The organism is Micromonospora sp. CPCC 205561, assembly GCF_036906775.1.
Taxonomy (GTDB): Bacteria; Actinomycetota; Actinomycetes; order Mycobacteriales; family Micromonosporaceae; genus Micromonospora.
In genome coordinates, this window is the sequence record NZ_JBAKHV010000044.1 from 1 (window position 1) to 13,669 (window position 13,669).

General features: G+C 77.5%; 7 protein-coding genes and 1 pseudogene. 3 read left to right on the forward strand and 5 right to left on the reverse strand.

Features of this window, described 5'->3' with window-relative positions; translation table 11 throughout:
• Positions 1-549: phage shock envelope stress response protein PspM (gene pspM, locus V6V16_RS21050; protein WP_334564586.1), on the forward strand; the 549-nt coding region annotated here is incomplete at its 5' end.
• 41 nt (positions 550-590) lie between these two features.
• On the opposite strand, the gene V6V16_RS21055 is transcribed toward pspM, so the two are convergent.
• Both V6V16_RS21055 and V6V16_RS21060 read right to left on the reverse strand, forming a co-directional pair.
• A complete protein-coding gene (locus tag V6V16_RS21055) occupies positions 591-4,232 on the reverse strand; it encodes a hypothetical protein (protein WP_334564588.1) in 3,642 nt (1,213 codons plus the stop codon).
• 302 nt (positions 4,233-4,534) lie between these two features.
• Positions 4,535-5,374, reverse strand: a complete 840-nt coding sequence (locus V6V16_RS21060; RefSeq protein WP_334564590.1) for a zinc finger domain-containing protein — start codon at positions 5,372-5,374, stop codon at positions 4,535-4,537.
• Between the two features lie 110 nt (positions 5,375-5,484).
• On the opposite strand from V6V16_RS21060, the gene V6V16_RS21065 reads away from it, so the two are divergent.
• Positions 5,485-6,687: a hypothetical protein gene (locus V6V16_RS21065; RefSeq protein ID WP_334564591.1), complete on the forward strand. Its 1,203-nt coding sequence runs from the start codon at positions 5,485-5,487 to the stop codon at positions 6,685-6,687.
• Between the two features lie 40 nt (positions 6,688-6,727).
• On the opposite strand, the gene V6V16_RS21070 is transcribed toward V6V16_RS21065, so the two are convergent.
• A complete protein-coding gene (locus tag V6V16_RS21070; RefSeq protein ID WP_334564653.1) occupies positions 6,728-7,579 on the reverse strand; it encodes an SAM hydrolase/SAM-dependent halogenase family protein in 852 nt (283 codons plus the stop codon).
• Positions 7,580-7,705: 126 nt separating this feature from the next.
• A pseudogene (locus V6V16_RS21075) lies at positions 7,706-8,071 on the reverse strand (GNAT family N-acetyltransferase); the annotation flags it as partial.
• 146 nt (positions 8,072-8,217) lie between these two features.
• Here V6V16_RS21075 and V6V16_RS21080 point away from each other — a divergent pair.
• The gene (locus V6V16_RS21080) at positions 8,218-8,802 is read left to right on the forward strand and encodes a hypothetical protein (protein WP_334564593.1); all 585 of its coding nucleotides are present in this window, start codon (positions 8,218-8,220) and stop codon (positions 8,800-8,802) included.
• Between the two features lie 218 nt (positions 8,803-9,020).
• Here V6V16_RS21080 and V6V16_RS21085 read toward each other — a convergent pair whose 3' ends face one another.
• Entirely contained in the window at positions 9,021-13,583 is a 4,563-nt protein-coding gene (locus V6V16_RS21085; RefSeq protein WP_334564654.1) for an ATP-dependent helicase, read from the reverse strand.
• Between the last annotated feature and the right edge of the window lie 86 nt (positions 13,584-13,669).

Consider the following 13,669-nt stretch of genomic DNA (forward strand, 5'->3'; position numbering starts at 1 on the left):
CCGCTCGACCCGGCCGAGGCCGCCGCGCGGTCGCGCGCCCGGCTCGTCGCCGCCGTGGAGCGGCTGCCCGCCGGTCCCGGCGTGCTGGCCGAGGTCCGCCGGGTGCGATCCCGGGTGGCGCTGCGCGGCACCAGCGCGGCCGAGCCGTGGGCCCGGCTGGACCGGGCCGCGCTCACCCTCGCCGGGATGGCCGGCCGGCTGACCGGGCTGGCCGAGCCGGCCGTGCGGGAGGCCGCCGCCGCCGACCGGTCGTTGCGCGATCTCGCCGACCGGGTGGCCAGCGTCGACCGCGCGCTGCGGCTCGCCCCGGTCGACGCCCGGCCCGCGCTGGCCGAGGCCCACCGTGCCCTGACCGCGCAACTGGAGCAGGGCGTCGCCGCGTACGAGCGGCTGGTCGTGGCCGCCGCCGGCTACGTCGCGGGAGAGTCCCGCCCCGGCGGGGAGCACCCGGCCGCCTTCCGCCTCACCGAGGCGACCGACCTGCTGCACGGGGTCGCCTCGGCACTGGCGGAGCTGCGCGGCGTCGGCACGCCGCTGCGTACGCCCTGAGACACGACACCGGGCGGCGGTGAGTCGCCCGGCGCGGCCGCTCACGGCGGCGTGCTGACCGGCACCGGGCCGGTGTACGGCGAGCTGCCGACGACGTTGAACGAGCGGATCCGGTAGTGGTAGGTGACGCCGCGCGCCAGGCCGGTGTTGGTGAAGCCGCGACCGGTGACGGTGAAGGTCGCCACCTCCCGGCCGAACGCCGGGTCCAGCGCCCGCTGCACGATGAAGCCGGCACCGGGCCCGGTCGGGGTGCTCGCCGCCCAGGCGAGGATCACCGTCGCCGTGTCCGGCCCGGGCGCCGTCGCGGTGGCGGTCACCCCGGTGGGCGGGCCGGGCGCCGGCGGGGTGGTCGCCCGGGCCACCGTCGACCAGGCCGACGCGGCACCGAGGTAGGTGGTGCGTACCCGGTAGTAGTACGTGGTGTCCGGCGCGACCGCGCCGTCCAGGTGGTTGTCGCCGACGCCGATCGCGGTGGTGCCGGGGCCGCTGCTGAACGTCGGGTTGGTGGCCCGCTGCACGTCGATGCCGGTGGCGAACGAGCGGTTGGCCCAGCGCAGGGCGACCCGCAGCGGCGCGGCCGGCGGGATCGCCGCGGACAGCCCGGTCGGCGCGGCGAGCCGCACGGAGGCCGGCACGCTGTTGGACCAGGTGGAGAAGCTCACCTCGTTCTCGGCGCGGATCCGGTAGTGGTAGGTCACCCCGGGCGTGACCGTGGCGTCGGTGTGGTGGGTCGCGTCGGCCGCCACGGTGATGGCCGTGAGCCCCTGCGTGAAGGTGGCGTCGGTGGCGCGCTGGAGCAGGTGGCTGGTGGCCGCCGGGCGGCTGCCGTTGCCCGTCCACGCCAGCGCGATCGCCGGCAGCGCGGTGGCCGAGCCCGGGAGGGGCGTCGTGGTCAGCCCGGTCGGCGCCCGCGGCGAGACCCGCAGCACCAGGGGTCGGGTCATGCCCTGGTCCCGCTGCCCGGCGAGCTGGCTGTGCCAGTGGTACTCCCAGCCGAGGTTGACGACCTGGTTCACCACCACCGCCGGGCGACCGTCCACCGGACTCACCGGGGTCGAGCCGGTCCGCACGCCCGCCGGCCGGACCGGATCGAGCAGTCGTACGCTGTCGCCGATCTTGAACGGCAGGGGCGGCGCGACCGGCCGCAGCGCCACGACCACGTCCTCCCGCGGGTTGACCCGCACCACCTGCTTCCAGCCCCGCTCGGCGGGGTGCGGCGGGCGGACGGCGCCGTCCCAGCCGACCCGGTTGACCACCTGCACGTCGCAGCCGGCGAAGCGCACCGGCTGGGTCTGCCGGCTGTGGCCGCGGAGGCGCCAGAGCTGGGTGCCGTCGGCGGGCCCGCCCACCGGCACGGCCGGGTCGCTGACGTGCAGCACCTCGGTGGCCGGGTCGGTCGGGCCGAGCGGCAGGGTGGTGGGGGAGAGCGGCCCGGCGTTCGGATGCCCGACCCCAAGCCGGCCGACGAGCCGGCCGTGGTCCGGTTCGAAGGCCTGCTGCACCGTCTTGACCTGGAGTGGGAGGGTCACCGGGGCCGCCGCGCCGGCCGGCACGAAGCTGACCGTGTCGGCGTGCGCGGGGACCACCGTGTCGTGGGCGGTCCGGGTGCCGAACGCCGCGTCGTACGCCGGCTGCGGCACGATCGGCGGGCGCTGGCTGGCCGCGTACGCGCCGGGCAGGCGCTCCCGCAGCCGGGCCAGGTCGTACGGCGGCGCCGGGGTGCCGCCGACGCGGAACTGCAGCAGGGTGCGGGTGTTCGGCCCGTACCCGGGGCGGCTCGGCGGGGCCCCGCCCTCGGCAACCCGGTCGGCGGCGCCGGTGTGCTGGTCGGCGCGCGGGTCGAAGCCGGGCAGCGGGGCCGGGCAGTCGTTGTAGAGGATCAACGTCGCGCCGGCCGGTACGGCGGAGAAGTCCACCAGCACGTCGGCCGCCTCCCCCGGGGCGAGCAGCAGCGCGTGCGAGTCGACGTTGAGCACGGTCGGGTCGCGGCGGTCGTACCGGTAACCCACCGGCCGGTTCGGCACCACCACCGGCACGGGGAGCAGTCCGCACTCGTTGCCGATCTGGATCATCTCGGGGCCGGCCGCCCGCGGGTCCGGCACCCCGCCCTCGCGCCCGTCCGTCGGCCAGCCGGCCGGCCGGTCCGGCGCGCGGACCGCCTCCACCATCGGCACCTCGCCGGCGTCGGCGTCGGCCGGCCCGCCGTCGGGGCCCCACATCGGGCCGTCCGAGCGGGCCCGGTAGAGCTGGAGGTTGAGGGCCCGGTCCAGGCAGGCGTTGAGGATGCGGAACCGGTACGTCCTTGGCTCGACCTCCAGGTACGGGTACGCCGTCCCGTTGACCAGCATGGTGTCGCCGAACGCGTCCGGCACCGCCGACGGGTGCGGGACACCGGGCGCGAGGGGCGGCTCGTCGGGCGCGGCGACCGGGTCGTGGTGCGGGTTCGGCACCGGTGCCGCCTGCCGGTGCCATCCGCCGCGCTCCGCCGGCCCGGCGCCGTCCGCCGTGCGCGACCACGGACCGTAGTCCCACCGGCCGGTCGGGTTCGTGCCGTCGGCGCGGTGCGGGTTCTGCCGCGCCTGGTAGACGTGCGGGTGCCAGAGGCCGCCCCGGGAGCCCCAGCGGTGCCGGTCCCACGTCGGGTCCTCCCCGGCGAGCTGGTTGTCGTCCGGCACGAAGGTCTTGTCCTCGACGACCAGGGGGAGCTGGTCGGCGGGGAGCACCCCGTCGGCGACGAGCCGCTCCTCGGCCGGGTCGGTGAGCAGGTAGAGCGCGAGCTGACCGGAGTACACGGTGAGCCGGGCCAGGCCGGCGGTGTTGTCGTGGAACCAGCAGAGCCGCCCGCTCTGCTCGTTCGGGTGGTAGAGCGTGGTGGCGCCCGCCCCGGGCGGCGGCATGTCGGGGACGTTCGTGAGGCCGGGCCCCGTCGGGTACGGGGTGATCTCGCCCGCCGGGGTCACCCACTGCCAGGGGTTGCCGGCGCTGATCCAGCCGGTCTCGGCCCCGGCGAGGCGGAGCACCGCCCGGTTCTGCGGGTAGGGCGCCGGACCGTCGAGCGGGCCGGCACCGGCCCCGTCGACGGTGGGGTCGACCGGCAGGAAGAGCTCCCCGGCCCGGCCGGTGGGGAGTTGGTTGATGAACTTGATCCGGACGGGTCGCCCCCGCCGGGCCAGGACGACCGGGCCGAGGTGCCAGGGGCGCCCCGCCGGCACGACCGTGTTGTGCCCGTCGGCGTCCGTGCCGAGGTTGAGCTGCCGGTAGCCGCGCAGCCGGGTGGCCGGCAGGTCCCGGTGCAGCCGCTGCGCGTACTGCTCCAGGCCGATCTCGTAGTAGTCGCAGCCCGGGTAGCTGATGGTGTCCGGCACCGCCACCGGCAGGTGACCGCCCAGCTCGGTGCGGCCGAGCGTGCCGAGGCCGGGCAGCGCGTCGACGAACTTGCGGATGCCGGTGCCGGGTACCACCGAGCCGTCGGCGCCGACGACCGGCAGCGGGCTGCGCGCGTGGTTCGGCACGGGCCCGAAGCCGCGTGGGACGGCGGCCGGGTCGAGGCTGGCCGGCGCGGCGGCCGGCTCCTGCGCGCGGCGGGCCCCCGGGACGGTCGCCGCGGTCCCGTCGGCGCCGTCCGCGGCGTGGGCGGTCGCCCGGTCCGCCCACGGGATCCGGAGTATGCGGAACAGGTCCATGGCTCTCCCCGGTGGCCGGGCGCGCCGCCCGCCACGGCGCCGTGGCGGGACCGGTCGCGCTTCGCTGACGATGCGTGAGGAGTCAACCGCAGCATGCGACCTGGACGGCGGGGTTAGGAAGTACCCAATCGTCCGTATCTGTGGCGGGCAGGCGACTCGCGGCCGCGGCTACGGAGTGTCCCGCCCGACACGCCGGTCCGGCCGGCGGCGGTGCCGCGGCCGGGGGTGCGCCGCCGTGCCGACCGCGTCCCGGCCGGTGGCGCCGGGCCCGCCCGCGCCCGGGTGGCGTCCGCCGCCCGTGGTCAGCCGGTGGGGCGTTCCGGCTGGCAGGCCGGGCACCAGTAGGTGACTCGCTCGCCCAGTTCCTCCTTGCGGATCGCGGTGCCGCACCGACGGCAGGGCTCGGCGCGCCGGCCGTAGACGTAGCTGGTCTGGCCCCGCCGCAGGGATCCGGTGGTGCTCTGCGTCCAGCGGCCGCGGTTCGCCGCGAGCAGCCGCTGCGCCAGGGCCACCGTGCCGGCGAGGTCGGGCACCGCGCGCACCGGCGTCCATGGCGAGACGCCGCGCAGGAAGAGCACCTCGCACTTGTAGAGGTTGCCGACACCGGCGAGGTTGCGCTGGTCCAGCAGCGCCTCGGAGATGGTCGCGTCCGGCTGGGCGGCCAGCCGGCGGACGGCCTCCGCCGGGTCCCAGTCCGCGCCGAGCAGGTCGGGGCCGAGGTGGCCGACCAGCGAGTCCTCCTCGGTGGTCGGCACCAGCGACAGGTCGTGCAGGTGGTAGCCGACGGCGACGGCCCGCGGGGCGCGCAGCACCGCCCGGATCAGATGGGCCGGCCGGCCCGTCCAGCGTTCGCCCGGCGCGTACGCCCGCCAGGCCCCGTCCATCCGCAGGTGCGAGTGCAGCGTCCAGCGCGCCCCGCCGTCGGCCGGCGCGACGCCCTCCGGCGGCGCGACGCCCTCCGGCGGGGCGGTGAGGCGGAGCAGCAGGTGCTTGCCGCGGCTGGCCGACTCCCGTACGACCCAGCCGGTGAGGTCGGTCGTGGCGAGCCGGGGCACCCGGAAGTCGCTGCCGGTCAGGCTGGCGCCGGCCAGGGCGCGGTGCAGGACGCGGGCCGTGTTCCAGACGGTGTCGCCTTCGGGCACCGGACCATCCTCCCTCGTCCGAGCGGGATTCGCATGTATCACCATTTGTATCGCGCTTACTGTCGATCTACCGACAAGGGCACGATCAGGGAGTTCTGAGGAGAACGCCCATGATTCTGCCCGACCGTCGTGCCCGTACCGCCGCCCTGACCCTCATCCTCGTCCTCACCCTCCTGCCGTCGCCCGGCGCCGCCCGCGCCGCCGGCGGCGAGCGGTGGGCCACCGACCTCTCGCGCGTCGACGCCGACGACGTCAACGTCCGGTCCGCCCGGGCCGGGCTCCGCCTCGCGGATTCCCGCACCGCGCCGGTCCGCGCGCCCCGCGGCGCGGTGGCCGAGGGCCTGTTCCACGCGACCCCGCACACCCTGGCCCGCCCGGCCACCCGGGTCCGCGCCTCCCTCGACGCCCGCGCGCCCGCCGGCACCACCGCGGAGGCCCAGGTGCGGGGCTGGCGCTCGGGCGGCTGGACCGAATGGCGCGAGGCCACCGGCGCGGCGCTATTCGACCGACCGGTCACCCGGGTGCAGGCCCGGGTGCTGCTCACCACGAGCCGGCCCGGCACCACCGCCGAGGTGCGCGCCGTGCGGCTCACCGCCGACACCGTCGCCGTCGCCGCCGCCACCCCCGGCCTCACCTACCGGGTGTACGCCACCCGCATCGGGCTGGTCGGCGGGGTGACCGCCAACGGGCACACGATCGAGGCCCGTGACCACTTCGTCGCGCTGCCCTCCCGGCGGAGTCTCGCCCCGGCGTACACCGGCGACTACACCCTCCGGGTCTGCACGACCACCGGCAGCCGCTGTGAGTACGCCCCGGTCTGGGACGTCGGGCCGTGGAACACCCGGGACGACTACTGGAACCTCAGCGGCGTCCGGGAGAACTGGAAGGACCTGCCGCAGGGCCGGCCGCAGGCGCAGGCGGCCTACCAGTCCGGCTACAACGGCGGGCGGGACCAGTTCGGCCGGGTGGTGCTGAATCCGGCCGGCGTGGACCTCGCCGACGGCACGTTCTGGGACGGGTTGCAGCTGACCACCAACGCCTGGGTCGACGTGGCGTACCTGTGGACCGGCAGCGGCCCGCGCGGGGTGGTCGGGGACGGCCCGCTCAACCTCCGCGCGGGCGCCGGCACGGGGTACGCGGTGCGTGGCCTCGCGGCGCGGTACGCCAACGTGCCGATCGAGTGCTACGTGGCCGGGCAGACCGTCGCCGGCCCGTACGGCACCACCAACCGGTGGAACCGCCTCGCCCCGGGGCAGTACGTCAGCCACGCGTACGTCTCCGCGGTCTACGGCGGCGGCGTGCCGCTCTGCTGACCGGGCACCTCCGTCGGGCCGGGCGGTACCGGCCCGGCGGTCAGCCGGCCGCGATCCGCAGCGGGTCGCCCGGCGCCACCGCCAGCAGGTCGACCGCCCGGCCGCCGTTGACCGCCACGGCGACCCGGCCGGCCGAGTCGGCGTGCACCAGCAGCCCGCCCGGCGGCGCGTCGCCGAAGGTGCGCCCGTGCACGGCCTCCCGCCCGGCGGTCGGACGCTCCCCGGCCCCGGTGCCGGGGAGCACCCGGACCCGGGCGGGCAGGGGGTCCAGCAGGTCGGCCGGCGCGGCCAGCTGCACGTTGCCGAAGTGGTCGACGGCCAGCACCTCGGCCGTGAAGCCGTCCGGCTCCCGCCGCAGCAGCGGCGCGGGCAGCCGGACCAGGGAATCCGGGTCGACCGCCGGGCCGAGACCGGCCAGGGACGCGCCCAGCGCCAGCCGCGCGGCCACCGGCGCGAAGACGTCCCGGCCGTGGAACGTGTGGGACACCTCGGGCGCGAGCCATTCCCGCCCGGTCAACTCGACGGCGGCCGTCACCCCGCCCAGCGCCGCGGCGGCGTCGATCAGCAGGCCGTTGTCCGGCCCGACCAGCAGGCCGCCCGGCGCCGCCAGCGCGACACCCCGGCGGGCCGTGCCGACCCCGGGGTCGACGACGGCCACGTGCACCCCCCGCGGCAGGTGCGGCACGGCCTGCGCGAGCACCGCCGCGCCCCGGCGCACGTCGGCCGGCGGGACGAGGTGGGTCACGTCGATCACCCGGGCCGCCGGGGCGAGCCGCGCGATCACCCCGTGGCACGCGGCGACGAAGCCGTCCGCGAGACCGTAGTCGGTGGTCAGCGAGATCCAGGGGACGCCCGCCGGGTCGGTGGACCGGCCGTCGGCGGTGAGCCGCAACTCCAGGCGCAGCTCGTCGTGCAGCTCGATGCCGTCCTCGCCGACCAGCGGGATGCCCGGCTTGAGCCGGCGGGCCCGGTCCACCCCTCCCCGGTCGACGCCCACCAGCCGCAGCCCGCGCCGCTGGTAGAACCGCAGTGCCCGCAGGTTGTCGTTCGTGGTGACGAGCCAGAGCCGGTCGCGCCCCCCGGCCCGGGCCAGCTCCGCGGCCGCCGCCAGCAGCGCCGTGCCGGCGCCGCCGCCGGGCGTCGCGGCGACGACGCTGAGCACCTCCAGCCCGTCGGCGTCGGCGCGGTGGGCGAGCGCCCCGACCACCGTGCCGGCACCGTCCACCGCCACCAGGGTGGGCAGCGTACGCAGGTCGTGGCGGGTGTCGTGGGCGACGACGTACGGGCCGCCCCACTCGCGCTCGTGCAGCGCGTCCACCGCCGCGCGGTCCCCGGCCCGCGCCGGCCGGACGGTCACCCCGGTCGTCCCGTTCGTTCCGGTCATCCTCGACTCCCCTCGTCGACGGGTCGGGATCGTACCGGCGCCGGCCGCGCGGCCGGGTCGACCGGGGCGGGTTGGCGGAAATGGGACAGCCGCACTGACCGACCGGCCACTGCCAGGACGGGAGCCGGTTGGGCAGACTGCCAGGGGTGACCAACCGGAGCCTGCCCGCCGTCGCGGTACTCGTGATCGCCACCGCCCTCACCGCCGCCTGCGGCGACGACGCGGGGGACCGGCGCGCCGCGCCCCCGGCCGCCTCGGCGTCGGCTACGGCCGACGTACCTTCGTCGGGCCCGACCGGCACGCCCGCGACCACGTCGCCGCCGGCCGCCCCGCCGACGGGGGCGAGCCCGGCGGGGCCGAGCGCCGGCGGGCCGACCGAGCGCCGTCCCGCGAGCCCGCCGCCGGTGGAGCTGCCGGTCCGGCCGACCGGTACGCCCGGCGCGCGGCAGGTCGTGGACGCGTTCAGGGCCGCCGGGTTGAAGGTGCCGAATCCCCGGGACCGCTCGGTCGAGTGCGGCCCGGACGGGCTCGGCCTGGGCTGCTCCGAGCTGGTGGCGACCGACGCCGTCACCGTCTACGTCTTCCCCGACGAGACCAGCGCCAGCGAGATCGCCGAGACGTGGGGCGGTCAGTCGTTCCGGCGGGGCACGGTGGTGCTCAACTACCTGCGGACGAAGACCCCCGCCGCCGACCGCGCGAAGTACGAGAAGGTCCTCACGGGCCTGCGCTGACCGTCCGGCCGGGGCCCGGCCCTGGTCTCCGGCCCTCGGCCCTGGTTCCCGGCCCGCCGGCCCCGGGCCCTGATCGCCTGGCCCGCCGGCCCCGGTGCCCGTCCGCCGCCGCCGTCACCGGCCGGCATCGGCCCGCGTCGGCACTCCCCGCCCGGAGATTCGCCCGCCGGCTGGTCCTGCTCCGGGCACGTGCGGGCGTGCCGGCCGTCGGCTGCGGCTCAGCCGCGCAGGCGCAGGCCACGGGGGGTGGCGCGGAAGCCGGCTGCGGTGAGCGCGTCGTGCAGCGGCGAGGAGTGCACCGCCGCGCCGTCGGCCCGCTCCACCGACATCGCGCCGAGCGCGCCGGAGTGCACGGCGTCGGCGAGCGCCTTGCCCGCCGCCCCCAGCAGGTCGGCGTCGTCGGCGAAGGAGAGGATCGTCCGCCCGCCGCGTTCGACGTAGAGCAGCAGCTCGCCGGCGACCAGCACCACCACGGCACCGGCCTTGCGCCCCGCCCGGTGCCCGGTCGCCGGTGCGGCCCCGTCGCCCGAGTCGACCGCCCGTTCGGGCCAGGGCAGGGCCGCGCCGTAGGGGTTTGCCGGGTCGGTCGCGGCGAGTACCAGGACGGGGGCGCCGCGACCGCGCCCGCCGTCGGTCGGCTCGGCCAGCGCCCGGATCCGGTCCACCGCGCCCGGCACCGCGAACTGCGCCGCGCCCAGGCCCTCGACGAAGTAGCCCCGCCGGGCCGCCCCGCGCTCCTCCAGCGCCGAGAGCACCGGATAGACGGCGGCGAAGCCGCCGGTCACCTGCTCGGCCACCACCGCGCCCCGGGTCACCACGCCGTGCCGTTCGAGCAGCACGTCGGCGAGTGCCGCCGCCCGGCGGGTCGGGTCCGTGTCGCGCTCCGGCAGGCGCGACCAGCGGCCGGCGACGGTCGGCGGGCCGCCGCGGGCCGGCAGGACCACCCGACCCGGGCGCCGGTAGCGGGTGCGGGGCGTGGCGGGACGGGACCGGTGGGCGCCGCCGCCGCCGAGCGCCGCCCGCAGCGGCGTCAGCGTGTCGTTGGTGAGCCGGCCGGCCCAGACCAGGTCCCAGACGACGGCGGAGAGCGCGGCGTCGTCGGTGCAGCCGACCCGGTCGGAGAGCGACCGGAAGAAGAGCGCCTGCCCGTCGCCGAGTGCGTCGAGGACCGCGTCGTGCAGCGGGGTGCGGGTGAGCGCCTCGTCGGGCGGGGGGAGCAACAGCGGCGCGACGTCCGCGTACGCGAGGGTGACCCAGCCGTCCCCGCCGGAGATCGCCCCGGAGCCGGCCCAGAGCACCTCGCCGCTGGCGCAGAGCTCGTCGAGCTGGGCGGGGGAGTAGTCGGCCACCCTTGCGGGCAGCACCAGCCGCTCCAGCGCCGACGCCGGCACCGCCACACCCTGCAACTGCTCCACGGCGGCGGCCAGCGCCTCCACCCCCCGGGCCGACGAGCCCACCTGCTGCCAGCGGGGCAGGAACGCGGCCAGCGCGCGGGGCGGTACCGGCTCGATCTCCCGGCGCAGGGCGGCCAGCGACCGGCGGCGCAGCAGCCGGAGCACCTCCGCGTCGCACCACTGGCTGCCGGCCGTGTCGGGGGTGAACTCCCCGGCCACCACCCGCCCGGTGGCGGCGAGCCGGCGCAGCACCTGCTCGACCACGAAGACGCCCAGCCCGAAGCGGGCGGCGCAGGTGGCGGCGGCGAACGGCCCGTGCGTGCGGGCGTAGCGGGCGACCAGGTCGCCGAGGGGATCGGCCACCGGGGCCAGATACGCCTCCGCCACCCCGACGGGCAGCGCCACGCCGAGGGCGTCGCGCAGCCGGGCGGCGTCCTCGACGACCACCCAGCGTTCCTCGCCGGCGACGCGCACCCGCAGCACCCGACGGGCCGCCGCCAGCTCGGCCAGCCACCCGGGGGAGGCGCCCCGCTCGGCCAGTTCGGCCTCGGCGAGGTCGCCGACGACGCGGAGCAGCTCGACCACGTCCTCCGCGTCGCGCGGGCGGCGCTGCTCGGTCAGCCAGCGCAGCTGCCGCCCGGTCTCGGCGAGCACCGCGGGATCGAGCAGCTCCCGCAGGTCGACCCGGCCGAGCAGCTCGCCGAGCAGGGTCGAGTCCAGCGCCAGCGCGGCGGCCCGGCGCTCGGCCAGCGGGGCGTCGCCCTCATAGAGGAAGGCCCCGACGTAGCCGAAGAGCAGCGAGCGGGCGAACGGCGACGGCTGTGCCGTCTCCACCTCGACCAGGCGCACCTTGCGGGCCGCCAGGTCGCGCATCAGCTCGGCCAGCGCGGGCTGGTCGAAGACGTCCTGGAGGCACTCCCGGGCGGCCTCCAGGGTGACCGGGAAGTCGGCGTACTCGCGGGCGACGTCGAGCAGCTGGGCGGAGCGCTGCCGCTGCTGCCACAGCGGCTGGCGGCGGCGCGGGTCGCGCCGGGGCAGCAGCAGCGACCGGGCCGCGCACTCCCGGAACCGGGACGCGAAGAGCGCGGACGTGCCCACCGACTCCTCGACGAGCTGGGCGATCTCCTCCGGCTCGAAGACCACCACGTCGGCGCCGGGCGGCTCCTCCGCCGTGTCCGGCAGGCGGACGACGATGCCGTCGTCGGAGGGCATCACCTGGGCGTCCACCCCGTAGCGCTCGGCGAGCCGGCGGCCGATGGCCAGCGCCCACGGCCCGTTGACCCGGGCACCGAGCACGCTGTGCACGGCGAGCCGCCAGTCGCCGAGCTCGTCGCGGAACCGCTCGACCACCACGGTGCGGTCGTCGGGCAGCGACCGGGTGGCGTCGCGCTGCTCGCGCAGGTATGCCATCAGGTTGCCCGCGGCCCAGTCGTCGAGCCCGCCGGCGCGCAGCGCCGCGAGCGCCGCCGCGTCGTCCTGCCGCAGCAGGGTGCGCACCCGGGCGCCGATGGCCCGGCCCAGCTCGACCGGGCGGCCGAGCTGGTCGCCCTTCCAGAACGGCATCTTCGCGGCCTGCCCGGGGGCGGGCGAGACCAGCACCCGGTCGGGGGTGATCTCCTCGATCCGCCAGGACGACGAGCCGAGCAGGAAGACGTCGCCGATCCGCGACTCGTAGACCATCTCCTCGTCCAGCTCGCCGACCCGGGCCGCCCGCTCGGCGCCGGCCAGGAAGACGCCGAAGAGGCCCCGGTCGGGGATGGTGCCGCCGCTGGTCACCGCGAGCCGCTGCGCGCCCGGCCGGCCGGTCAGCGTGTCGGTGGCGCGGTCCCAGACCAGTCGGGGCCGCAGCTCGGCGAACGCGGTGGACGGGTAGCGGCCGGAGAGCATGTCGAGCACGGCGTGCAGCGCCGAGTCGGGCAGCTCGGCGAAGGGCGCCGCCCGGCGGACCAGGACGGCCAGGTCGCCGACCCGCCACGGCTCGAGCGCGACCATGGCGACGATCTGCTGGGCCAGCACGTCCAGCGGATTGCGCGGGTAGTGCAGCTCCTCGATGGCGCCGTCGGCCATCCGCTCGGCCACCACAGTGCAGGAGAGCAGGTCGCCCCGGTGCTTGGGGAAGACCACTCCGCGGGAGACCGCGCCCACCTGGTGCCCGGCCCGGCCCACCCGTTGCAGCCCGGCGGCCACGCTGGGCGGGGCCTCGATCTGCACCACCAGGTCGACGGCCCCCATGTCGATGCCCAGCTCCAGGCTGGAGGTGGCGACCACGGCGGGGAGCTGGCCGGACTTGAGTGCCTCCTCGATGTGCTTGCGCTCCTCCCGCGAGACGCTGCCGTGGTGGGCGCGGGCGATGACCGGCGGCGCGCCGGCCGCCGCGCCGGCCTGGGCCATCAGCTCGGCCGGAGGGCGGCCGGCCGGCGCGGCGCGGAGGGCCCCCGGGCCGGCGGTGCGCGCGGCCGGCACGCCGTCGGGGACCTCCTCCGCGGCCAGCTCGTTGAGCCGGGCGCAGAGCCGCTCGGCGGAGCGCCGGGAGTTGGTGAAGACGATGGTCGAGCGGTGGGCCCTGACCAGGGAGAAGACGCGTTCCTCCACGGCGGGCCAGATCGACGCGCGGCGCGGACCGGGCCCGCCGGGATCGTCCGGCGGCTCCTGCTCGTCGAGGCGGGTCATGTCCTCCACCGGGACCTGGACGCTGACCTCGATCGTCTTGGCGGTGGGCGGCGCGACCACGTCGATCGGACGCGCGCCGCCGAGGAACCGGGCGCAGGCGTCGACGGGCCGGACCGTGGCGGAGAGGCCGATCCGCTGGGCCGGGGCGGGCAGCAGCTCGTCGAGGCGTTCCAGGGAGAGCGCCAGGTGGGCCCCCCGCTTGGTGCCGGCCACCGCGTGCACCTCGTCGACGATCACGGTCTCGACGCCCCGCAGGGAATCGCGCGCGGCGGAGGTGAGCAGCAGGAACAGCGACTCGGGCGTGGTGATGAGGATGTCCGGCGGGGTGCGGGCGAAGGCCCGCCGCTCGTCGGCGGGGGTGTCGCCGGTGCGCATCCCGACCGTGATCTCCGGTGGGGCCACCCCGAGCCGGGTGGCGGCCTGCCGGATGCCCGCGAGCGGGGTACGCAGGTTGCGCTCGACGTCGACCGCGAGCGCCTTGAGCGGGCTGACGTAGAGCACCCGGCACCGGTGGCGGGGCTCGGCCGGGGCGGGCTCGCGGGCCAGCCGGTCGAGCGACCAGAGGAACGCGGCCAGCGTCTTGCCCGAGCCGGTCGGCGCGACCACCAGCGCGCTTCGCCCCGCGGCGACGGAACGCCAGGCGCCGGCCTGGGCGGCGGTGGGCGCGGCGAAGGCGGCGGTGAACCACTCCCGGGTGGCCGCGCCGAAACTCGCCATCGCATCCGTCACGCCATCCATCCTGCCCCGGCGGTGTGACAATCAGGCCTCGGGCGGCGTGGGATTCTGCCCGGCTTCGACCCGGT